Source organism: Pseudomonas quasicaspiana (assembly GCF_021147825.1).
Classification (GTDB): domain Bacteria; phylum Pseudomonadota; class Gammaproteobacteria; order Pseudomonadales; family Pseudomonadaceae; genus Aquipseudomonas; species Aquipseudomonas quasicaspiana.
Map to the genome: position 1 here is coordinate 20,589 of NZ_JAGTPI010000023.1, position 21,541 is coordinate 42,129.

The following is a 21,541-nucleotide window of genomic DNA, read 5'->3' on the forward strand; positions in this document are numbered from 1 at the left end:
AAATCAAAGGCCAGACAAACCCAGCGCCTGGTCTATCCCGTCCAGCGCATCCGCCAGTGCTTTGGCCTTGTCGGCAATCAACTTGCGTTGTACGGCATCCACCTGGTCATAAGGGCGCATGCCGCTGTCCGCGCTCAGCCCGTTCAATTCGGTGTCCAGCGCAGCAGCGGCGGCATCGATCTGCTCAAGCAGCGGCTTGGCGCTTTTGGCCAGCATCGGGCGCAGCAGGTCGATGACTTTGCGAGTGCCTTCAAGGTTGGCAACGAAGCCGTTCAGATCGCTGTGGCTGTAACGCTCCTCTTCGCCGTTGCTGCGGATTTCGGCGAGGCCGCGCATGTTGCGGGCGATGACGCTGGCCAGTTGTTCAGGCGCCATGTTCTGCGCCAGCAACTGCTGCTTCAGCGTGGTGACATCGGCTTGCAGACGCTGCGCGACAGGCAGCAGACCGTCGACGCTGTGCTTGTCAAAAAGGCCGTACTCGATGCGATGGAAACCGCTGAAGCCTGGGTCCTGCTCACGTTTTTCGTAATAGTCGGCGCGGGCGTTGATTGCGTTATCCAGTTCGGCCAGACGCTGGGCTGCGGGGGCAATGCGCTGATAGGCCGCCCGGGCCGGAAGATAAGCTGCCTGTGCCGCGCTTAGATCGCCCGCCGCAATGGCGTCCTGCAGGGCGTTAACCGCCTTGATCAGCGCTGAACCCTGCGTACTCAGGTAAACCCTGTATTCGGACAGCGGACCGATGAAAGCAACCATCGAAGGGCGCGCCTTGGCACTGGCCTCCGACTCTGCAGTCGGCGTTACATTCAGCGTCCCGCGCGGGTTGCTCAACAGGCCGCAAGTAATCGCGTAGTCGCCGGGTTGCAGGTTGGCGTTGATCACCTGGCTGAGGCCCGGCGCAATGTTTTCCCGTTCTTCAATCACCAGAACGCCATCGAGAATTTCCCATTCAACAGCCCGTTCGGAGCGGTTGACGATACGAAAGGCGTTCTTGCCAGCCGGCACGGTGAGCGTATTCGGCTCGCAGGCGTGGCCATGAATGGTCACCACGGTTTCCGCATTGTTATTGGCGGCGCGCTTTTTCATGGCGGTTTGCGAGGCGTAATAAAACAGCCCGCCTGCAGCGATCATGAGCACCACGGAGCCTGCGACAGCCAATTTCAAGGCGCGAGGTGGCTTGGCTTTATCTGAAAGCCCTGTAGGACGATTCGACATGAGTTGCCTTATTCGTTTGTAGCGGAAGAGGGATGCGAATGCGCCGGTCGGGTGGGCAAACTCACCACCCGAGCGTGGGGCATAAAGAACAGAACAAGCGCGAAGATCAGGTAAATCAGGTAAGCACTGAGGGTGCTGATGGTGGGCGCATCCTGATAACCGAACATGCCCGCCAGTACCGAGCCGGTTGGTCCGTCCATCGGCAACGTGGCGCTGATGTCGAAGACCACGGTTTGCAGGTGGTTCCAGACTCCGGCTTCATGCAGCGCCTGCACCGAGTTGGCCAAAATGCCAGCCGCCACCACAAGGATGAACAACCCGGTCCAGCGGAAGAACAGGCTCAGGTTCAAACGCATGCTGCCGCTGTAGATGGCGAAGCCCACGGCAACCGCGAGGATCAGGCCGAGCAGGGCACCCAGCGGCGCGCTGGCGCCTTCACTCTGCTGAAAAACGGCTAGCAGGAAGAACACGGTTTCCAGCCCTTCGCGGGCCACGGCGAAGAACACCATGGCAATCAGCGCATAGGTCTGGTTTTTCGAGCCAGCCAGAGCGGCATCGAGAGACTCGTGCAAAGCATGCTTGATAGAACGCGCGACTTTGCGCATCCAGAACACCATGGAACTGAGGATCGCCACGGCTAAAAGACCGACGATGCCTTCGAACAATTCCTGTTGTTTTTGCGGGAATTCAGCACTGACCAGTTCCAGACCACCCCCGACGAACAGCGCCAAGGCGACGGCCAGGAAGACACCAATCCACACGGCGGGCATCCACTCGCCACGGCCGGTCTGCTTCAGGTAACTGGCGATGATGCCAACGATAAGCGCGGCTTCAATCCCTTCGCGCAGCATGATCAAAAAAGGAACGAGCATGTTTCACCAGGGTTAATGCGTTAGGCTGATCTGCTTCAGGGCCACCAAAAAGAGTCATACCTGAAACAATACGTAACATAATGATACTCATTATTGAATGCGTATAGTTGTTTTTTCGCCCTGGATCGGATTCGAGTTCTTGTTCAGGTGGGGTTCAGGGATGAAGCCTTGACGGGATTTTTGCCTGAAATTCGGACTGTGGGAGCAGGCTGCTCCCGATAGGCATGGACGCGATCTAAAGTGAATCGTGTTCAGCCTTGTCGCGAGCAAGCTCTGCTCCCACAAGGGCTGTGGTCATTGTGAGAATTGCACGCCACATCCCTGTCTGGATAAATGCAGTCTGTGGGAGTCGCCCCGGTGTCCCTGACACCACGCTGTCGCGCAGCAAACACGGACTCTGTAGGAGCGCGCTTGCCCGCGATTCGGTCTGTCAGTCGATGAATATATTGCCTGTGCTGACGCGATCGCGGGCAAGCGCGCTCCTACAGATGAAAAAAGTACTCCAAATCAAATAGTTGTAGTTTGTTTGATAGGAGCCGGGCTTGCCCGCGATAGGGTTGATGCGATCTAACAGTGAACCGCGCTCGTCTTATCATTCGAGCGCGGTCCAGACCGGCAAGCCTTACTCGGCTGCCCGCAAAATCTCATACGCCAACTTCACCCGCGCCTCATTCGGGTAATTCTTGTTGGCCAGAATCACGATGCCGATCTTCTTCTCCGGAACAAATGCCACATAACCGCCAAAGCCATTGGTGGAGCCGGTCTTGTTGATCCAGACGTTTTGCTGCGGTTCGAGTGGCGGATTGATCGCGGCGGCAGGCTGAGTCTCCAAGGCCATCTTGCTCGAGTTACCTTCCTGCAAAGTTTCCAGGCTGACCGGGTAGGGATACTGCTCCCAGATCAGGTCCTGAGTCATTTCTCCCACTTTGAAATAACCAACATGCGTATCAGTAATCGCTTTGGCTAACGCGTTGTCTGACTTGCCAGCATTGATGTTCAGCTCAACGAAACGCAGCAAATCCTTGCTGCTGGATTTCATCCCGTAAGCTTCATTGCCCAGCACGCCGCCCTGCAAGCGGACCGGCGCGTCCTGTTTGTTGTAGCCCTGTGCGTAAAACTTCATCTTGTCGGCAGGCACATTCAGATAGCTATTGGTCAGTCCGAGCGTTGGAAACAGTAGCTGCTCCATGGCATTTTCGAAGGTCATGTTCATCGCCTTGGCGGTGATCATCCCCAGCATGCCGATGCTCGGGTTGGCGTAGGTGCGTTTGCTGCCTGCCGGGTATTGCGGTTGCCAGGCCTGCAAGTACGCCATCAGTTGCTCGTTGTTCTGCACCTCGTTGGGCACCTGCAAGGGAAAGCCGCCCGCCGTGTGCGTGGCAAGGTTGATCAGGGTGACCTGGTCGAAGGCGCTGCCTTTAAGTTGGGGCAGGTATTTGCCCGGATAATCCTCTAGCGACAGCTTGCCCGTTGTCTGTGCGTAACCGGCCAAGGTTGCAGTGAAGGTCTTGCTGATAGATCCGAGCTCGAACAGCGTGTCGCTGCTGACTGCCTGACTGGTGTCTTTGGAGGCAACGCCATAGTTGTAGAAATGCTGCTGACCATCGACTGTCACAGCGATGCTCATGCCGGGAATGTTGTACTGCTGCATGATCCGGGTGGCAGCCGTCTGCACATCGAAATTGCTGGCTGCGGCTTCAGTGATGCAGGCTAACGACATGCAGCAGGTCAGCAGCACACGCTGTGGAAGGTTATGCATCGTGTGATTCATCCTTGTTCTCGAATATGTAATGGGTCCTGTGCAGACTGTCCAGGAGCCGGGCTTGCCCGCGATAGACGATGACGCGGTATGACTGCAAGCTGCGTCTCATGCATCGCAGGCAGGCCTCTCTCCCACACGGAAAAAGCATTCCAGGTCTGGCCCATCCTCAACCAACACTATTCTGCAACAACTCAATAAACTGCCGTGCCGCCGGGCTCAAACCCTGACCGCTTCGGGTGATCAAACCGATGTCGCGACTCACGCCGGGGTGGTCGACGGGCACGCAAACCATATCATCCCGACCCTCGTCAGCCGACTCCGGCAGCAGCGTCATGCCCAGCCCCTGGCGAACGAGTGCGAGCACCGTGGACATGTAATTGGCCTCCAGTCCGGGTTGCAGCGTCAGGTGTTCATCGGCGAACAATTGTTCGACCCGCTCACGCACACTGCTGTCCCGACCGGTCAGAATAATCGGTTGATCGGTCATCTCCTCAAGTCTGATTGATGTCTTCCTGGACAGCGGATGACTGCTCGGCACGAAGAGACACAAACGGTCGGTCAGCACCACTTCGAACTCCAGACCGTGCGCCATTCGCGCGCGTACGCCCAGACCGAAATCCACTTCGCCTTCGCGTACCAGTGCGTCGATACGTTGGGCTACCACGTCGCGCAAACGCACTTCGACGCCGGGGAATTGTTCCCGAAACCGGCGCAGCACGGGCGGCAGAGTGCTGGAGCACATCGAGGGCAGGGCGGCGATAGTCACCACGCCGCGCTTCAATGCCGCCAGATCCCGAGAACCGCTGACGATGTTGTCCAGGTCCAGCAGCAGTTTTTCCATCGGCATCAGGTTGCTCTGGCCAGCTGCTGTCAGGCTTACGTGGCGCGGGCTGCGCTCCAGTAAAGGTACGCCGAGCCAGTCTTCGAGTTGCTGGACCTGCACGGTGAGGGCCGACGGGCTCAGGCTCAACTCCACAGCGGCTTTGGCAAAGCTGCCGCTGTGGGCGACGGCGAGAAAGGCTCGGATGTGCTGAATCGAATTCTTCATGGTCGTGTGCCTGTTTTTATTCGTATGGTTTTGTTTTTTCGAATGCAGCATGCCGAACATTTCAATTTACAAAGCTTACCTGTGTTTTCAATACTCGTTGAAAACAACAACAGCTCATCCGCCGCGCCAGCGGGAAGGATGACGAACAGGAAGTACCTATGCTCGCCACTCTCGGTGTCATTACGATTCTCTGTCTGCTCGCTGCCGTCATGAGCAAACGCCTCTCACCCCTCGTCGCACTGATTGCCTTACCGATCATTGCCGCCCTGATCGGTGGTTTCGGTCTGCAAACCAGTGGCTTCATCATTACCGGAATCAAGAACGTCGCCCCTGTGGTAGGCATGTTCGTGTTCGCCATTCTGTTCTTCGGGGTGATGACCGACGCGGGCATGCTGGACCCGATCATAGACCGCATCCTGCGTACTGTCGGTACTCGCCCGACGCGCATTGTGATGGGCACCGCGTTGTTGGCGCTGCTGGTCCATCTGGACGGCTCGGGAGCGGTGACTTTTCTGGTGACCATCCCGGCGATGCTGCCGCTGTATACGCGGCTCGGCATGGACAAACGTATTCTGGCCTGCGTGACGGCCATGGCAGCCGGGGTCAACTTTCTACCGTGGACCGGCCCGGTGTTGCGCTCTTCGGCAGCGTTGCATGTGCCCGTGGCAGACTTGTTCCAGCCGCTGATTCCGGTGCAACTGGTCGGTCTGGCCTTCGTATTTTTCTGTGCCTTTATGCTCGGTCGTCGTGAAGAAAAACGCCTCGGTCTGGGGGCTGGCGCCAATGTGGACGTTGTGCCGAAGCGGGTGCTGGCAGATCACGAAGAGGTGCTGCGTCGGCCGCGTCTTTTCTGGCTCAATCTGATCCTGACCATTGCGGTCATGGGCGTGATGATTTCCGGTCTGGTTGATCCAGTGGTGATGTTCATGCTCGGCACCGTCGTGGCACTGTGCATCAACTACCCGAATGTCGACGCTCAGCGCGCTCGCATCGATGCGCATGCAAAAACGGCCCTGACCATGGCCAGCATCCTCCTGGCGGCCGGGGTATTTACCGGCATCATGCAAGGCACGGGCATGCTCAAGGCAATGGCCGAGGTAGCGGTTGCGCAGATTCCTGCGGGGCACGGCAAGTTGATTCCGATGGTGGTGGGCTTCATCTCCATGCCGTTGAGCCTGCTGTTTGATCCGGATTCGTTCTATTTCGGCGTCATGCCGGTGATTGCCGAAGTCGGCAAGGCGTTGGGCGTCGATCCGTTGCAAGTGGCTCAGGCCTCGCTGCTGGGCGTACACACCACCGGCTTCCCGGTAAGCCCGCTGACTCCGGCGACCTTTCTGCTGGTGGGCCTGTGCAAGATCGAACTGGCCGATCACCAGCGCTTCACCATTCCGTTCCTGTTTGCCGCCTCGGTGTTGATGACCCTGACGGCGATGCTGCTGGGTGTGTTCTGACTGCCGAACAGCAAACACAGAATTTGTAGGAGCTGCCGAAGGCTGCGATAGCGGTGTGTCTGGATGAATGCTTCGCAGCCTTCGGCAGCTCCTACAGAAATGCATTTCAATTCAAACAATCAGCTTTTGTTTGAGAGGAGTATCAACATGAAAACCTTACGCATTGGCTCCGGCGCCGGTTATTCCGGTGACCGTGTAGAGCCTGCCGTTGAACTGGCTGAACACGGCGATCTGGATTATCTGGTCTTCGAATGTCTGGCCGAGCGCACCATCGCCTTGGCGCAACAGGCCCGGTTGGCAGATCCCGAGACCGGCTACGACCCGTTGCTGAGTGAGCGCATGTGCCGTGTACTGCCGTTCGTAGGGTACGGTTCTGTACGGCGCTTGAGAGTGATCACGAATATGGGCGCGGCCAACCCGTTGGCGGCGGCACGCGAGGTGCGGCGGATTGCTGCCGAGCTGGGGTTGCATGGTTTGAAAGTCGCGGCTGTAACCGGGGATGACGTGCTGGCTGCGTTGCAGGCCGACCCGCAACAGTTGCTGGACAACGGCGCAACGCTTGGTTCCCTGGGTGAACGGCTGATTTCTGCCAACGCTTACATGGGCGTCGAAGGGATTGTCGAGGCATTGCGGGCCGATGCCGATGTAGTGATCACCGGGCGGGTTGCTGACCCATCGCTGTTCCTTGCACCGCAATTGTTCGAGTTTGGCTGGGCGGCAGATAACTGGTCGTTGCTGGGGCGCGGCACCGTTACGGGTCACTTGCTTGAATGCGCGGGGCAGATCAGTGGCGGGTATTTCGCTGACCCCGGTTATAAAGACGTACCGGATCTGGCGCGTCTGGGCTTTCCCTTGGCTGAAGTGGATGCTTCCGGTTCTGCGGTGATCAGTAAGGTTTCGGGCTCGGGTGGCCGTATTGATACCGCGACCTGCACCGAGCAGCTTATCTATGAAGTGCATGATCCTGCGGCGTACCTGACGCCGGACGTCTGCGCTGATTTCTCTGCGGTAGCCTTCCACGCTGACGGGCCGAACCGGGTTCGGGTCATGGGCGCGCAGGGCAAACCACGACCCGAAACTTTGAAGGTCTCGGTGGGCTTTCTCGATGGCTGGATTGGCGAAGGACAGATTTCCTATGGCGGCCCGGGCGCTTTGGCGCGAGCCAGGCTGGCACGGGATGTGGTGCTGGAGCGTCTGAAACTGACCGGCGTCAGCTATGAGGACATCCGCGCCGAACTGATGGGGGTGGACTCGCTGCACGGCGACGAGCTGGGTTCACGCACTGCGGCTGAACCTTGGGAAGTCCGATTGCGCGTGGCGGCACGTTGCGCCGACAAGGCTCAGGCGGTGCGGGTCGGTAACGAAGTGGAAACCCTCTACACCAACGGCCCATATGGCGGGGGTGGGGCTACCAAAGGTTTACGTCAGGTTGTGGCGGTCGCGTCTTTGTTTGTTCCGCGTTCTGCGGTGACAGCTGTTGTACATCTGGAGGATGCATCATGAGCCGGCCTGTAAAACTGCGCGAACTCGCCCATTCCCGAACCGGCGACAAGGGCGACACGTCAAACATCTCGGTGATTGCCTATCGTGCTGAAGACTTTTCACGCTTGTGTGAAGTGTTAACCGCGCAGCGTGTCGCCGCGTATTTCGCTGAGCTGCTGGACCCGAATGCAGGCCCCGTGCGCCGTTATGAATTGCCCAATGTTCATGCCCTGAACTTCGTCCTGCCCGGCATCCTGCGTGGCGGCGTCACCCGTTCGCTGGCGCTGGATGCCCACGGCAAGGCGCTGGGCGCGGCGTTGCTGGATATTGAGGTTTAGCGGATTGGGTGCCATGAGTGAATTGAACTGGAATGTCACCTCTGTGGGAGCCGAGCTTGCTCCCGATAAACGATGACACGGTCTGCCTGATTAACCGATGCGCCTATATCGCGGGCAAGCCTCGCTCCCACAGGGTTTGTGCTTGCAGGTCAACATAGAACTCAGACATGAGCACCGAACACAGCATCCGCGTTCAGCCAGCCTCACCCATGCTGCACATCGGTCCGCTTGAGCAATTGCTTGCAACGGTTCGACAAATGCACCACCCGCAGATGCTTGCCCGCCTTGGTATAGCGCTCGCGCAAGGTCTGCAACGCCGACACCGCCGAGTAATCGACAAAGCTCAGATGTTGGCAGTCCAGGGTGACTTGGGCAGGGTCTTCAGCCGGGTTGAACTGGTTGAGAAAGCGCGTAGTAGAAGCAAAAAACAACGTGCCGTGCAGGGTGTAAACCTTGCTTCCGTCAGCCTCCAGGTGCGTGTCGGCGTACAGCTCTCGGGCCTGTTGCCAGGCAAAGTTCAGCGCTGCGATAACAATGCCGAACATCACCGCGGTGGCCAGATCGGTCAACACCGTCACGATGGTTACCGCAATGATCGCCAGCACATCGTTGACCGGCACTTTGTGCAGTACCCGCAACGACGCCCAGGCAAAGGTTTGTTGAGCCACTACAAACATCACGCCGACCAGCGCGGCCAGCGGGATTTCCTCAATCAAAGGCGACAGAAACAGCACGAACATCAGAATCATCAAGCCCGCTACCACGCCGGACAAACGACCCCGGCCACCGGAGCTGAGGTTGATCACGGTCTGGCCGATCATCGCGCAACCGCCCATGCCGCCGCACACGCCAGACGCCATATTGGCCACGCCCAGCGCCACGCATTCACGGTCCGGAAAGCCTCGGCTCTCGGTGATTTCATCGGTCAGGTTGAGAGTTAGCAGAGTTTCCAGCAGACCCACCAGCGCCATCAGAATCGCGTAAGGCGCGATGATCCGCAGGGTCTCCAGATCCCACGGCACTTCCGGTAGGGCCAGGCTCGGAAGACCGCCCGCAATGTGCGCCATATCACCCAAAGTGTGGGTCGGCAGATCGAGCAGATAGACCAGCAGACCAACGCTCAGAATCGCAATCAGCGCGGGCGGTATAGCTTTGGTCAGGCGTGGCAGCAGGTAAACGATCGCCATGGTCAGCGCCACCAGACCCATCATCAGGTACAGCGGTTGGCCCGTGAGCCAGGCGTCACCCACTTTGAAATGTTCGAGCTGAGCCATGGCAATCACAATCGCCAGGCCGTTGACGAACCCGAGCATCACCGAATACGGCACCATGCGCACCAGCTTGCCCAGGCGCAGCACGCCGAACAGGATCATGATCAAGCCGCCCAGCAACACCGTCGCCAGCAGGTACTGCACACCCTGCTGCACCACCAGCGCGACAATCACCACCGCCATCGAGCCTGCCGCACCGGAAATCATTCCCGGCCGCCCACCGAACAAGGCAGTCAGGGTGCAGATGATGAACGCGCCATACAGGCCCATCAGCGGGTTGAGGTGGGCAACCAAAGCAAAGGCGATGCACTCGGGCACCAGAGCAAAGGATGTGGTGAGTCCGGCCAGGACATCGGCGCGTATACGGGCTGGTTTCATGGGGTACCTGAAAGGGGGCAATGCCGGGAAAGCAAAAAGAGGGGATGTTACTGAATGTGGCTGGTGGGTGCTACACGCAGGACCGGCTTTGCATAGATTCCGTGGGAGCAGAGCTTGCTCGCGATAAGGCTGGGTGCGATCTAAAGTGAACCGCGTCCAGCCTTATCGCAAGCAAGCTCTGCTCCCACAAGATTTCATGTCAGCCAACAGATCGCAATCAGTTCACTTGCTCATATATGCTTGCACCCCCTCACTCAACCGAGCGATGCGCTACCCATGAATGCCGTTTCACCGTTGCAGGCCTACGAGCGGGCCGTTGAGCAGTTGGGTTTTCAGCCGGACGCCGCGCAGTTGCATGCCGTTCAACAGCTGCAGGCCTGTTTTCAGGCGCTGAATGACAACCCGAAATCGGCGCAGGGCGTGTACCTGTGGGGCCCGGTGGGGCGGGGCAAAACCTGGTTGATGGATCGCTTTTTCGAGAGCCTGAGCGTTCCGGCACGGCGTCAGCATTTTCATCACTTCATGCGCTGGGTGCACAAGCGCATGTTCGAACTGATCGGTACCTCCAACCCCCTCAAAGTCGTGGCGCAAGAGCTGGGGCGTGATGTGCGGGTGATGTGTTTTGACGAGCTGTTCGTCACGGATATTGGCGACGCGGTCATCCTTGGCGGTCTGCTGCAAGCGATGTTCGAAGCAGGCGTCGTGCTGGTCTGCACCTCCAACCAGCCGCCCGAGCAGTTGTACAGCCATGGTCATAACCGTGAGCGATTTCTGCCTGCCATCGCAGCCATTCAGCGTTACATGGAGGTTGTCACGGTGGATGGCGGCGAAGATCACCGCTTGCATCCAGGGTTGCTGCATCAGCGTTATTTCGTTACCGAGCCGGGGCAGAACAGTGCGCTGGCTGCTGTATTCGAGACGCTCAAGGGTGATGAGGCAGTCTCCAGTGGCGCGGTGTCCGTGGGACATCGCAACATCACCAGCATCAAGCACAGCGATTCCGTGTTGTGGTGCCGCTACGTTGATTTGTGCGAACAACCGTTGGCCGCCATGGATTTCATTGAGCTGTGCGACCAGTTCTCGACGATATTGCTCAGCGAAGTTCCGGCCCTGAGTGCGCCACAGCGCGAAGCCAAAATCGCCCGTGGCACTGAGGACGCAGTCGAGCAGGTAGTGGCTGGAGATCGTGAACTGCCGCAGCTGTCGCCCCACGACGACGGTGTTCGGCGCTTCATTGCGCTGGTGGACGAATGCTACGACCGTCGCGTGCCTTTATATGTCGATGCCGCGGTGCCCATGCATGAGCTGTACACCCAGGGCTATCTGTCGTTTGCCTTCCGCCGCACCTTGAGCCGCTTGCAGGAAATGCAACTGGAACGCTTCATTCAGTAATCAGGTTCGGCGTCGCTGTACCAGCACGTGTTTGCAGCCTTCGAAAATCAGCACCAGCACCGCCAGCCAGATCGGCAGGTAGGTCATCCACTCGTCGCGGCCGATGCTCTCGCCCAACAGCAATGCGACGCCCACCAGTAATACCGGCTCGACGTAGCTGAGCAGGCCAAACAGGCTGAACGGCAGCAGACGGCTGGCAACGATGTAGCTGACCAGTGCCGAGGCGCTGATCAGACCCAGCACTGGAATCAGCAGATACAGCATCGGGAATTGCTCAACCACGGACGCATCGCCGTTGACGATGAACCAGACGCTGATCGGCAACATGAATGCCATGTCGAACCACAAGCCGCCAAGATTATCGGTAGCCAGTTTGCGCCGGAGTACGAAGTACAGCGGGTAACCTACCGCGACCAGCAGGGTCTCCCAGGCGAAACTGCCGCGATTGAGCAACTCGTTGGCGACACCGACCATGGCGCAGAAGGCCGCGATCTTTTGCAACCGCGACAACCGCTCGCCATAGACGATACGCCCGGTGACAACCATCGTCAGCGGCAGCAGGAAATACCCCATGGAAACCTGAAGGCTTCGGCCATGCAGGGGGGCCCACATGAACACCAGTAATTGCGCGCCCAGCAATAACGAACACAGGGCGATGCCGATCAGCAGTGTCGGTTGCTGGCGGATACGCCCGGCGATTTTTTTGACCAGATGCCAATCGCCACTGAACAGCAGAAAGACTGTTACGCAGGGCACCGTCAGCAGCATCCGCCAGCCGAAGATCTCTTCCCCGCCCAGTGGTTTGAGCAGCGATGTATAGAAATACATGACCCCAAACAGCACCGAAGCCAGAACCGACAGCACCACACCTTTATACACAGCAGCCTCTTTACGTTGTGGGCAGTTGCAGGGCGGCCCGGTTCAAAATGGTGCGTAGTTTAGCTGCTTTGCGAATTTATGAGTTGACCCAAATCCTGTAGGAGCTCACCGAGGTTACGAGCCAGCGATGGCGGTGTGTCAAACAAACCGTATCGCTGGCCTCCTAACCTCGGTGAGCTCCTACAGGTCCAGTGTTTGCTGCACGACAGGGCGATCTCCTGCAAAAAAACTGACAGCATCTGCTAGGCTGCGCCGGTTACCGGACCTTTTGGTCCGCCGTTTTCAAGGAGCCTGCATGACTTCCATCAGCACCCCGGCGCCGGTTGTGCCGGGACGAAAGGAACAATTCTCCACCCGTGTAGCCTTTTTCATTGCCGGTTTTGCCATTGCAGCCTGGGCGCCATTGGTGCCGTATGCCAAGGCCCGGGTTGGGCTCGATGAAGGCACCCTGGGGCTGTTGCTGCTTTGTCTGGGTGTCGGCTCGATTGTCGCGATGCCCCTTGCCGGTGCACTGGCTGCGCGGATTGGCTGTCGTCGGGTGCTGTTGATTTCCTCGGCGATCATTTGCCTGTGTCTGCCATTGCTGGCCACGGTTTCGCATTTGCCGTCGCTGATTGCTGTGCTGTTCATTTTTGGCGCGTCGATGGGCGCATTGGATTGTGCCGTGAATATTCAGGCGATCATCGTCGAACGTGCCAGCGGCAAAACCATGATGTCCGGCTTTCACGGCCTGTTCAGCCTGGGCGGCATCGCCGGGGCTGCGGGTGTTGCAGGGTTATTGAGCGTGGGCGCGTCGCCTTTGGTCTCGATGTTTGTCGTCGTAGCAGTTTTACTGATCGCGTTGCTCAAGGCCGCACCGCATTTCCTTGATTACGGCAGCGAAACCGATGGCCCGCCGTTTGCCATCCCGAGAGGCGTGGTGTTGTTCCTCGGCCTGCTGTGCTTCACGGTCTTTCTATCTGAAGGGGCGATGCTGGACTGGAGCGCGGTGTTCCTCAGCGAGCTGCGCGGAGTTGAAACTTCTTATGCGGGGCTGGGTTACGCTGTGTTTGCCTTGACCATGACCGCAGGCCGATTGTTCGGTGATGCGGTAGTGCGACGTGTCGGCCCACGGCAAATAGTGATTCTTGGCGGCTTGTGTGCGGCGGCCGGGTTGGCATTGGCTACCCTCGTACCGTCATGGCAAGCGGCACTGCTCGGCTACGCATTGGTGGGGGCGGGCTGCTCGAATATCGTTCCGGTCTGTTACAGCGCGTTGGGTCGACAAAAGAGCATGCCCGAGAACGTCGCCGTTCCGGCGTTGACCACGTTGGGTTATGCCGGGATTCTGATCGGCCCGGCAGCGATTGGCTTCATCGCCCACGCCAGCAGCCTGGAAGTGGCGTTCATGGTTGTCGCCGTGATGCTGGTCGGCGTGGCGATTGGCGGCTCACGGCTCAAGGTCTGACTTAAAGTTTGCGGGCCATGCCGGAAACCCGGATCGAACTGCCTTTCAGATCAGTAATCTCAGCGCGAATCCGCGAGCGACTGCCCATGTCCTCGCCCTGCACAATGTCGATGTGCCCACCGTGAGGCCATTCAAGATCGCGCAGGTAACCGGCGAATGCGGCCGTTGCAGCGCCAGTGGCGGGGTCTTCGTACACGCCGCCCCAGGCGAACGGATTGCGTGTGTGGAACAGCTGCAGATTTTCCGCATACGCCAGCAATATCGTGACCCATCCGGCACGGGTCATCAGCTCATGCCCGGCCTGTTGGTCATATTCCATGGCGCGAAGTTTTTCCCGACTGTTCAACACCAGCACCAGATGCTGCGCGCCGCCGTTGATCAATGCCGGTGGAATACGCGCGTCCAGATCGTGTTGGGCATAGCCGAACAACTCCAGCGCTTCATGAAGCAAGGCCTCATCTATGGGCCCGCTGTGAGTGGGCGGTGATTGCAGGGCCGCTGAAATCAAATCGCCCTGAGCATGACCTTCGACGCTGATCTGCGCCTGGTTCAGCGTCAGGTTAAAAACACCGTCGCCATAGTGACCTGCCAACGCAGCACCGAGGGCAATCGTCGCGTGACCGCAGAACGGCACCTCGGCTTCAGGCGAGAAATACCGCACCCGAAATCCTTCGGCGATGGGCGCAGCAAACACGGTTTCGGAAAAACCTACTTCGGCCGCGATGCGCTGCATCGTCGCCTCATCCGGCAAAAAGTCTCCGAGCCACACGCCTGCGGGGTTGCCGCCTTGGTCGCCATCGCTGAATGCAGCCAGTTTAATAACGTTGTCGGTCATGTTGGTAAGAGCCTGTAGTGAGAGCCTGTAATGAGAGCGACGGCGAGTTTCATCAAAGCCGGATGAGTACTCCAACCAATAGTCCTTATGTGAAGCATCTGCAAATTTGATCGATGGATGAACAGCGCACAATCCTTGTAGGAGCTGCCGAAGGCTGCAAGTGCGTTTTATATGACACACCGCTTCGCAGCCTTCGGCAGCTCCTACAGGAATTGTGTTGAATCAGGCTTTGAGCTTGTCCAGCCTGACTTCCATTACCTCAAGCACATCGCAACTGTCTTGCAGCAACAGGCAAGCAGCACTGGCAAGGCTGGCAGTGTCGGGCTCTTTGGCGTCGCTGAGGCTGCTCATCAACTCTTTCACCGCGCGCAGGCGTTGCACGGCGAAGTGGTGCAGGTCGGGCAGTGGGGCGTCGGGGTTGATGAACAGAACGGTGTTGGGGGATTGGGAAAGCGGGGTGTATTGAGTCATTCGGTTATTCCATCTATGTGATTTAAAGCCTGCCCCCGGTTTCGTCGCCAAACGAAATCAGGTGGCAGCTGTACGCAGGTTGGCGAACCGGTCACATATACCCGGCAGACCCGGAGGTCTCCCACGCACAGCCGCCATAACTATTGCCCACACAGGTGAAGACAACCAAGCATTGGAGCTGTTGCGTATATGTAGTCCGGATCGCCAAATCCGGTCGCTGATGTGCAGCGACGGGGCGAATCATAGGGGGGAGGGCTGTTGGGTGCAACCGATGGCGGGGTGATGTCTTTGATTGGAAATGCTGTCCCTGTGGGAGCCGGGCTTGGTCTGGGCAGCATTCCGACGATGCTGACACCGCGCTATGTCAGATGCCGTGGTGCGCCCTTATCGCGGGCAAGCCCGGCTCCCACAGATTTGCCTTGATCTCAAGTTCATGATTGACCTGTGGACCGGCTTTAGCCGGTCCCACGTTAACTAGCGGGCAGCCATAGAATCTCACCCGGAAGAAGCAGCATTCAGCTTGAGCTTTACGCAGGCACCATCGCGAACCCGACACCAAAGCGGTTCCAGGCATTGATGGTGGCAATCGCGAGGGTGAGGTTGACCACTTCGCTTTCGGTGAAGTGCTCCTGCAAGGCAAGGTATTGCTCCTGCGACGCTTGCTGATTGGGCAGCAGGGTCATGGCTTCGACCCAGGCCAGTGCGGCTTTTTCCCGAGGGGTGAAAAAGGCGGTTTCGCGCCAGACGCTGACGGTTTGCAGGCGCGATTCTTTTTCCCCGGCGCGGCGGGCGTCGTTGGCGTGCTTGTTGATGCAGAAGGCGCAGCCATTGATTTGCGAGGCGCGCAACCGGACCAGTTCCAACAGTGAGTTTTCCAGCCCGGATTTGCAGACGGTGGCCTCAAGGGCGGCCATGGCGCGGTAGGCTTCAGGGGCGACGGTGGCCCATTGGATGCGTTCGTTCATGCTGGCCTTCTCTTAGGTTGAATGCCCATCGGGCGATGGCGCCAACCTTAACGCCGGGGACTGGCGGTGTGGATAGCCAATCTCCGGCGTTTCGAAGAGACCAATTACCTCAGTAAGCTTCACCGACAGCCAGAATGGTCGCCACTAATGCCTGTGCGCGGGGCACCAGGGTGTCCAGTTCCAGGTATTCGCGATCGGTATGCACCTTGCCGCCCACCGGGCCGAGGCCGCACAGCGTGGGAATGCCGAGGCTGGCGGTGAAGCCTGAATCGGCACAACCACCGGTGAATTCGCCTTCGACGCTGAAGCCCAGTGTTTGCGCTTGCTGCTGATACAGCGCCAGCAAGCGGGTGCTGTGCTGCGCTTCCATGGGCAGGAAAGTCGTAGCCTCTTTTAGCACAGCGCTGGTGCCGGGCAATTCTTCTTCGGCGACGATCTTCTGAATCGCTTCGAATATTTGATCCCAGTGTTTGAGCTCGATAAAGCGTACATCCAGCTTCGCCGTGGCACTGGGCGCGACGGTATTGCTCGATGTGCCGCCAGACATCAGCCCGACGTTGGTGGTGATGCCCGCTGGATAGTCGGTCAACGCGTGTAGCTTGACGATTTTGCGCGCAAGGGCCTCGATGGCGCTGGCGCCGTCGGCATGGTTGACCCCCGAATGCGCCGCGCGGCCGCTGACTTCAATGATTAACGTAGCGCCGCCTTTACGAGCGCTGACTACGTTACCGCTGGCTCGGCCGGGTTCAGTGTTGAGCACAGCGCGAGCTGCACGCGCAGCGGTTTCGATATGGCCGCGAGCACTACCGGAGCCGATCTCTTCGTCGCCGGTATACAACACTTGAACCGGGTAGGGCAGTTGCCCGGCGCGCTTCAGCGCCTTTAGCGCAAAGCAGTTGAGGACCAGACCGCCTTTCATGTCAGCCACACCGGGCCCGTAAGCAAGGGTGGCGTCCCGGCTGTAACCCCGGGTTGTGGTGGTGCCTTTGGGAAAGACCGTGTCGCGATGGCCCAGCAGTAAGACCGGCTTGCCCGCTGCGCCGGAGACTTCAGCGAGCATCACATCGCCAAAGCCCTCCACCGGCATGCGTTCGAGCAGGATGCCGTCTGCTTCCAGTTCGGCCGCCAGTAGTGCGCCCACGGCATCGACACCCGCCTTGTCATAGCTGTTGGAATCTGTGTCGACGATGCGTTGCAGCAATGACTCCATCGCCTCGCCCTGGCCCGCGAGCCAGTCCAGCGCCTGTTGTCGAGCGTCGCTCATTTGGCTTGCTCCCGCTGTTGATGCTCCTGCGTCAATCGCGAAGCGTCGTTGCCGAGATCCCAGAAAAGCCCGGCCATGATTTGCAGGCTCTCTTTCACCACGGGGGCGAGCAAATGTTCATTGGGCGCATGTTGCGAGCAGGCGGGGTACGAATGCGGCACCCAGAGCGTTGGCAAGCCGAGCACGTCAGCGAACACATCGTTAGGCAGCGAGCCGCCAAGGTTAGGCAGCAGGGCCGGTTTTTTTCCGGTGGTTTCAGCCAGAGAGTTCAGCGCCCAGCCAACCCACGGGCTTTGCGGGTCAAGACGGGTGGCGTTCATCATGTCGATGCGGCCTTGTTTGACTTCCACCTGAGTGAAACCGTGGGCATCCAGGTGCGTGCGCACCGCCGGGATGAAGGTGTTGTAGTCGCTGTCCACCACAAAGCGGATGTGGCAGTGGGCGTTAGCTCTACCGGGGATCGCATGCACCGGCGCATCGGGGTTGCCGGTCTTGAAGGCGATGACGTCGAGGGTGTTCCAGCCAAAGACTTTTTCGCTCAGGGTCAACTCGGGGTTGCCCCAGTTCGGGTCGATTTCCGGGTCGCCGGGACCGCCACCGACTTCAATATCCGCCAGCGCCAGGCGCACGGCTTCGGGCACTTCCTTGGGCATCAACGCAGGGATTTTCACCCGGCCCTGTTGATCGACCATGCTGGCAATGGCGTTGGCCAGGATGATGCCGGGGTTGGACAGCAGGCCACCCCAGTTGCCGGAATGGTGTGCGCCTTCACGCAGGTTGACGCTCAGTTCGAAGTTGAACACGCCCCTGGAACCGAGAAAGATCGTCGGGCGCGAAGCCGCCAGACGCGGGCCGTCGGAGGCGATGAAAACGTCCGCCTTGAGTTCTTCAGGATGCGCTTCGCAGAACGCACGCAAACCCGGCGAGCCATCTTCTTCGCCCATTTCCAGCAGCAGTTTGACGTTGAAACCCAGCTTGCCGTCGCGTGCCTTGAGTGTCTGCTCCAGAGCCGTCAGGTTTATCAGGTGCTGACCCTTGTTGTCGGCGGTACCGCGACCGTACCAGCGTTCGCCATCGACCTTGACCTTCCACGGCGACAGGCCTTCACGCCATTGCGCGTCGTAGCCGTTGACCACATCGCCGTGGCCATAGCTGAGCACCGTCGGCAATGCCGGGTCTTCAAAGCGAGTGGCGATCAACAGCGGGCCGCGCTTGGGCAGCGGGTTGTCGTAGATCTGCACACTGAAGCCCAGTGCTTCGACGTGGGGCGTGATGAATTCCTTGAGGTAGCGATAGAGCTCTGGCAGCTGATCCGGGATCTGGCTTTCAGTGTGCAGAGCGACGCTGCGTTCGAGCAGGGACAGGAATGCGCCGTTGTCGAACTGCTCGGTGGTGTAGCTGATGGCCTGTGAACGACTCATGAGTGGACGAGCTCCAAAGTTTGGGCAGGACTGTCGTGGAGGTGGCAGCGCACTTTGCCGCCGATGATCGAATCATTGGCCGGGTAGGCCGTCTTGCAGGGTGCGAAACAGCTGGGGCAGCGCGGGTGAAACGCGCAACCGGACGGCGGCGACATCGGGTTGGGGAAAGTACCGTGCAGGCCGATGTCGGGTATGCCCAAACGCGCATCGGGCGTGAGCACCGAATCCAGCAGAGCACGGGTGTAAGGGTGGCCGGGTTCAGCGAACAAGGACTCACGGGTGCGTTCTTCGACGATACGCCCCAGATACATCACCGCCACGCGATCAGCCAAGTGTTCGATCACCGCCAGGTTGTGGCTGATCAGCAGGTAGGTCAGGCCGAATTCGCGCTTGAGATCCTGCAGCAGGTTGAGGATCTGCGCCTGCACTGAAACGTCCAGCGCGGAAGTGGGTTCGTCGCAGATCAGCACGTCCGGACGCATGATCAAGGCCCGGGCAATCGCCACCCGCTGACGTTGGCCACCGGACAGCTGGCTCGGGTAGCTGTCGATGACGCGCTTGGGCAGGCCCACTACGTCGAGCATCTCTTCAGTTTTTTTGCGGCGCTCGGCAGTGGTGCCGATGCCGTGAACGATCAGCGGCAGGGTGACGATTTCTCGCAGTGTTTTGCGCGGGTTCAGCGACGAATACGGGTCCTGGAAAATCGGCTGGATATGCCGGGACATTTCCTTGCGATCGGTGGCGGCCAGATGTTTGCCATTGACCAGTACATCACCACTGGTGGGCGGCAGCAGGCCGAGTAGCATCTTCGCCAGGGTGCTTTTACCGCACCCGGATTCGCCCACCAGCCCGAGGGTTTCACCGCGCATAAGCCGCAGCGATACGCCGTCGACAGCCTTGAGGGTGGCCGGTGCTTTGAAGAAGCCTTTGTTCATGCGGAACTCGCGACGGATGTCGCACAGCTCAAGAGCGATGTCCTTTTTCATGACCGTACACTCTCCATCTGCCGAATCGGCTCCGGACCCGGCGCTGCAAACAGACAGCGAGCCATGTGGCCGTCGCGCATTATTTCGGGAATGTTCTGCGCGCAGGCATCAATGGCCTGACCGCAACGGTTACGGAACGCACAGCCTTGTTGTTCACCGACCAGACTGGGCACCAGGCCAGGGATCGAACCCAGCGCTTCACCGGGTTTGGTCTTGCCGGGGATCGGGATACTCGCCAGCAAGCCCTTGGTGTAAGGATGCTGCGGGTTTTCGAAGAGTTGCAGGGCAGGAGCGGTTTCGACGATTTCCCCGGCGTACATCACCGCGACACGGTCGGCGATCCGCGCCACCAGACCCAGGTCGTGGGTGATGAAAATCACCGCCAGACCGAATTCTTTTTGGATGTCGCGGATCAAGCGCAGGATTTGCGCCTGAATCGTCACGTCCAGCGCCGTCGTCGGTTCGTCGGCGATGATCAGGTCCGGTTCGCACATCAAGGCCATGGCGATGATCACCCGCTGGCGCAAACCACCGGAAAGCTGGTGCGGGTACTGACCGAGGCGTTCAGTGGCGTTACTGATGCCGACTTTTTCCAGCATTTGCGCAGCGCGGGCCAGGGCGTCTTTACGTGACACTTTGCGGTGCTGGGTCAGCACCTCGCTGAGCTGATCGCCAATGCTGTAGGCCGGGTTCAGCGAGGTCATGGGCTCCTGAAAGATCATCGCCAGCCGGTTGCCGCGCAGGTCGCACATGCGCCGCTCGCTCTGGGTGAGCATGTCGATGCCGTCCAGGGTCAGGCGGGTTGCGGTGCGTTTGGCCTTGCGTGGCAGCAGGTCCATCAGCGCCAGCGACGTCAGGGATTTGCCACAACCGGACTCGCCGACGATGCACAGCATCTCGCCGCGCTCGACTTCAAAGTCCAGGCCGCGCACGGCGTGCAGCATGTCATCCGGCGTCGGGCTGTTGCCCATGGGGATGTCGACGCGCAGGTTTTCAACGTGGAGTAGTGCCATGTTCGTGGCTCCTCTATCAGTTGCGGCCGTCGGGCAGGATCAGGTCGCGCAAGCCGTCGCCGACCAGGTTGATGCCCAGCACCAGAATCATCAGGGCGACGCCGGGAATGGCGATGACCCACGGGGAAAAGAACATGTAGGGTTTGCCTTCGGCGATCATCAGCCCCCACGACGGGGTGGGCGGTTGCACGCCGACACCGAGGAACGACAGCGCTGACTCCAGCAGGATCGCGTGGGCCATTTCCAGGGTGGCGACCACGATCAGCGCGCCGACCAGATTGGGCAGGATTTCACTGGCCAGAATGCGCAGGGTCGAGCAGCCCAGTGCCTGGGCCGACGCAACGTATTCAGCATCGCGAATCTGCTGCACCGACGCCCTGACGACGACTGCAAATCGATCCCACAACAGGCAGCCGAGCAGTACGATCACGACTTTCAGCGAACCGCCCATCAGTGAAGCCGAAGCCAGTGCAACCATTACCACCGGCATCGCCAGACGGGTGGTAATCAGATAGCTGATGAAGGCGTCGACCTTGCCGCCGTAGTAACCGGCCAGCAGGCCCATGACCGTGCCGATAAAGCCGGAGATCAGTGCGGCGGCGACGCCGATGAACAGCGAGATACGCGCGCCGTAGAGGAGGCGCGACAAGTAATCACGGCCCAGTTTGTCGGTACCCAGCGGGTATTCCCATGTGCCATTGGCCATCCAGACTGGCGGTTTCATGCGCAGCATCACGTCCTGGACGTAAGGGTCGTAAGGCGCCAGCCATGGCGCGAACAGCGCGCCGATGAAGATGATCATCAGCAACACCATGCCAATCGCAAAACCGCGATGGCGAAAGCTTTTGCCCAGTACCCGGCTGAGACTGCTGGGGGGCGGCAGGTAGTCGTTGATGGCGAGAGGGGCGGCAGGTGTGCTCATGGGAGCCTCCGGGCAGCGCGGGAATTCGGCAGGAATGGAGATCCCCTGTGGGAGCGGTGCTTGCCCGCGATAAGAGCACCGTAGATATCAGGCCTATCGCGTCCAGCCTTATCGCGGGCAAGCACCGCTCCC

At 59.3% G+C, this 21,541-nt stretch carries 19 protein-coding genes; 5 read left to right on the plus strand and 14 right to left on the minus strand.

Translation table 11 applies throughout. The annotated features are described in order from the left end of the window. Window positions 1-3: 3 nt before the first annotated feature. The 4 genes from efeO to KDX30_RS15095 form a co-directional block, all read right to left on the minus strand. Window positions 4-1,212, minus strand: a complete 1,209-nt coding sequence (gene efeO / locus KDX30_RS15080) for an iron uptake system protein EfeO (protein WP_231668098.1) — start codon at window positions 1,210-1,212, stop codon at window positions 4-6. Between the two features lie 8 nt (window positions 1,213-1,220). Continuing rightward, complete coding sequence (gene efeU, locus KDX30_RS15085; protein ID WP_027902478.1) at window positions 1,221-2,084, minus strand: iron uptake transporter permease EfeU; 864 nt, start codon at window positions 2,082-2,084, stop codon at window positions 1,221-1,223. Window positions 2,085-2,706: 622 nt separating this feature from the next. Continuing rightward, on the minus strand, window positions 2,707-3,855 hold the full coding sequence (gene ampC, locus KDX30_RS15090) for a class C beta-lactamase (protein ID WP_406643892.1): 1,149 nt from the start codon (window positions 3,853-3,855) through the stop codon (window positions 2,707-2,709). 157 nt (window positions 3,856-4,012) lie between these two features. Next, window positions 4,013-4,894 (minus strand): LysR family transcriptional regulator, encoded by an 882-nt coding sequence (locus KDX30_RS15095; RefSeq protein ID WP_231676757.1) that lies wholly within the window; start codon window positions 4,892-4,894, stop codon window positions 4,013-4,015. A gap of 158 nt (window positions 4,895-5,052) precedes the next feature. On the opposite strand from KDX30_RS15095, the gene KDX30_RS15100 reads away from it, so the two are divergent. The 3 genes from KDX30_RS15100 to KDX30_RS15110 all read left to right on the plus strand — a co-directional run bounded on the left by KDX30_RS15100 (window position 5,053) and on the right by KDX30_RS15110 (window position 8,165). After that, the gene (locus KDX30_RS15100) at window positions 5,053-6,345 is read left to right on the plus strand and encodes a CitMHS family transporter (protein ID WP_027902475.1); all 1,293 of its coding nucleotides are present in this window, start codon (window positions 5,053-5,055) and stop codon (window positions 6,343-6,345) included. A 147-nt stretch (window positions 6,346-6,492) separates the two neighbouring features. Next, entirely contained in the window at window positions 6,493-7,848 is a 1,356-nt protein-coding gene (locus KDX30_RS15105; RefSeq protein WP_231676758.1) for an acyclic terpene utilization AtuA family protein, read from the plus strand. Continuing rightward, complete coding sequence (locus KDX30_RS15110; RefSeq protein WP_027902473.1) at window positions 7,845-8,165, plus strand: AtuA-related protein; 321 nt, start codon at window positions 7,845-7,847, stop codon at window positions 8,163-8,165. Before KDX30_RS15105 ends, KDX30_RS15110 begins: the two co-directional genes overlap by 4 nt. A gap of 203 nt (window positions 8,166-8,368) precedes the next feature. Here the strand turns inward: KDX30_RS15110 and KDX30_RS15115 are convergent, their stop codons facing one another. Next, window positions 8,369-9,814, minus strand: coding sequence for a SulP family inorganic anion transporter (locus tag KDX30_RS15115; RefSeq protein ID WP_027902472.1), 1,446 nt, complete (start codon window positions 9,812-9,814; stop codon window positions 8,369-8,371). Between the two features lie 276 nt (window positions 9,815-10,090). Between KDX30_RS15115 and zapE the strand changes: the two genes are divergently transcribed. Beyond that, window positions 10,091-11,206 carry a cell division protein ZapE gene (gene zapE, locus KDX30_RS15120; protein WP_231676759.1) on the plus strand — a complete coding sequence of 372 codons (1,116 nt, stop codon included), beginning with the start codon at window positions 10,091-10,093 and terminating at the stop codon, window positions 11,204-11,206. Here zapE and rarD read toward each other — a convergent pair whose 3' ends face one another. Further along, a complete protein-coding gene (rarD, locus tag KDX30_RS15125) occupies window positions 11,207-12,085 on the minus strand; it encodes an EamA family transporter RarD (protein WP_231676760.1) in 879 nt (292 codons plus the stop codon). 295 nt (window positions 12,086-12,380) lie between these two features. Between rarD and KDX30_RS15130 the strand changes: the two genes are divergently transcribed. After that, window positions 12,381-13,532 (plus strand): MFS transporter, encoded by a 1,152-nt coding sequence (locus KDX30_RS15130; RefSeq protein WP_122395961.1) that lies wholly within the window; start codon window positions 12,381-12,383, stop codon window positions 13,530-13,532. Window position 13,533: 1 nt separating this feature from the next. Here KDX30_RS15130 and KDX30_RS15135 read toward each other — a convergent pair whose 3' ends face one another. From KDX30_RS15135 to KDX30_RS15170, 8 genes are all read right to left on the minus strand, one after another. Further along, window positions 13,534-14,367 carry a PhzF family phenazine biosynthesis protein gene (locus tag KDX30_RS15135; RefSeq protein WP_231676761.1) on the minus strand — a complete coding sequence of 278 codons (834 nt, stop codon included), beginning with the start codon at window positions 14,365-14,367 and terminating at the stop codon, window positions 13,534-13,536. A gap of 222 nt (window positions 14,368-14,589) precedes the next feature. Beyond that, window positions 14,590-14,838 (minus strand): hypothetical protein, encoded by a 249-nt coding sequence (locus KDX30_RS15140; RefSeq protein WP_027898370.1) that lies wholly within the window; start codon window positions 14,836-14,838, stop codon window positions 14,590-14,592. Between the two features lie 527 nt (window positions 14,839-15,365). Next, window positions 15,366-15,803 carry a carboxymuconolactone decarboxylase family protein gene (locus KDX30_RS15145; RefSeq protein WP_231676762.1) on the minus strand — a complete coding sequence of 146 codons (438 nt, stop codon included), beginning with the start codon at window positions 15,801-15,803 and terminating at the stop codon, window positions 15,366-15,368. Between the two features lie 109 nt (window positions 15,804-15,912). Then, window positions 15,913-17,067, minus strand: a complete 1,155-nt coding sequence (locus KDX30_RS15150; protein WP_122706115.1) for a M20 family metallopeptidase — start codon at window positions 17,065-17,067, stop codon at window positions 15,913-15,915. Further along, a complete protein-coding gene (locus KDX30_RS15155; protein WP_231676763.1) occupies window positions 17,064-18,488 on the minus strand; it encodes a M20 family metallopeptidase in 1,425 nt (474 codons plus the stop codon). Before KDX30_RS15155 ends, KDX30_RS15150 begins: the two co-directional genes overlap by 4 nt. Further along, complete coding sequence (locus tag KDX30_RS15160; protein WP_099267227.1) at window positions 18,485-19,474, minus strand: ABC transporter ATP-binding protein; 990 nt, start codon at window positions 19,472-19,474, stop codon at window positions 18,485-18,487. The genes KDX30_RS15155 and KDX30_RS15160 overlap by 4 nt, the downstream gene beginning before the upstream one ends. Continuing rightward, window positions 19,471-20,487: an ABC transporter ATP-binding protein gene (locus tag KDX30_RS15165; RefSeq protein WP_122395955.1), complete on the minus strand. Its 1,017-nt coding sequence runs from the start codon at window positions 20,485-20,487 to the stop codon at window positions 19,471-19,473. Before KDX30_RS15165 ends, KDX30_RS15160 begins: the two co-directional genes overlap by 4 nt. Before the next feature lie 16 nt (window positions 20,488-20,503). Continuing rightward, window positions 20,504-21,409 carry an ABC transporter permease gene (locus KDX30_RS15170; RefSeq protein WP_099267225.1) on the minus strand — a complete coding sequence of 302 codons (906 nt, stop codon included), beginning with the start codon at window positions 21,407-21,409 and terminating at the stop codon, window positions 20,504-20,506. Between the last annotated feature and the right edge of the window lie 132 nt (window positions 21,410-21,541).

Bases quoted from the DNA above. Each gene is read 5' to 3' on its own strand.
- KDX30_RS15160 (WP_099267227.1), bottom strand. From the start codon at position 19,474: ATGAAAAAGGACATCGCTCTTGAGCTGTGCGACATCCGTCGCGAGTTC.
- KDX30_RS15135 (WP_231676761.1), bottom strand. From the start codon at position 14,367: ATGACCGACAACGTTATTAAACTGGCTGCATTCAGCGATGGCGACCAA.
- KDX30_RS15155 (WP_231676763.1), bottom strand. From the start codon at position 18,488: ATGAGTCGTTCACAGGCCATCAGCTACACCACCGAGCAGTTCGACAAC.
- KDX30_RS15110 (WP_027902473.1), top strand. From the start codon at position 7,845: ATGAGCCGGCCTGTAAAACTGCGCGAACTCGCCCATTCCCGAACCGGC.
- ampC (WP_406643892.1), bottom strand. From the start codon at position 3,855: ATGAATCACACGATGCATAACCTTCCACAGCGTGTGCTGCTGACCTGC.
- KDX30_RS15150 (WP_122706115.1), bottom strand. From the start codon at position 17,067: ATGAGCGACGCTCGACAACAGGCGCTGGACTGGCTCGCGGGCCAGGGC.
- KDX30_RS15170 (WP_099267225.1), bottom strand. From the start codon at position 21,409: ATGAGCACACCTGCCGCCCCTCTCGCCATCAACGACTACCTGCCGCCC.
- KDX30_RS15095 (WP_231676757.1), bottom strand. From the start codon at position 4,894: ATGAAGAATTCGATTCAGCACATCCGAGCCTTTCTCGCCGTCGCCCAC.
- KDX30_RS15165 (WP_122395955.1), bottom strand. From the start codon at position 20,487: ATGGCACTACTCCACGTTGAAAACCTGCGCGTCGACATCCCCATGGGC.
- KDX30_RS15130 (WP_122395961.1), top strand. From the start codon at position 12,381: ATGACTTCCATCAGCACCCCGGCGCCGGTTGTGCCGGGACGAAAGGAA.
- KDX30_RS15115 (WP_027902472.1), bottom strand. From the start codon at position 9,814: ATGAAACCAGCCCGTATACGCGCCGATGTCCTGGCCGGACTCACCACA.
- KDX30_RS15140 (WP_027898370.1), bottom strand. From the start codon at position 14,838: ATGACTCAATACACCCCGCTTTCCCAATCCCCCAACACCGTTCTGTTC.
- efeU (WP_027902478.1), bottom strand. From the start codon at position 2,084: ATGCTCGTTCCTTTTTTGATCATGCTGCGCGAAGGGATTGAAGCCGCG.
- KDX30_RS15100 (WP_027902475.1), top strand. From the start codon at position 5,053: ATGCTCGCCACTCTCGGTGTCATTACGATTCTCTGTCTGCTCGCTGCC.
- KDX30_RS15145 (WP_231676762.1), bottom strand. From the start codon at position 15,803: ATGAACGAACGCATCCAATGGGCCACCGTCGCCCCTGAAGCCTACCGC.
- efeO (WP_231668098.1), bottom strand. From the start codon at position 1,212: ATGTCGAATCGTCCTACAGGGCTTTCAGATAAAGCCAAGCCACCTCGC.
- KDX30_RS15105 (WP_231676758.1), top strand. From the start codon at position 6,493: ATGAAAACCTTACGCATTGGCTCCGGCGCCGGTTATTCCGGTGACCGT.
- zapE (WP_231676759.1), top strand. From the start codon at position 10,091: ATGAATGCCGTTTCACCGTTGCAGGCCTACGAGCGGGCCGTTGAGCAG.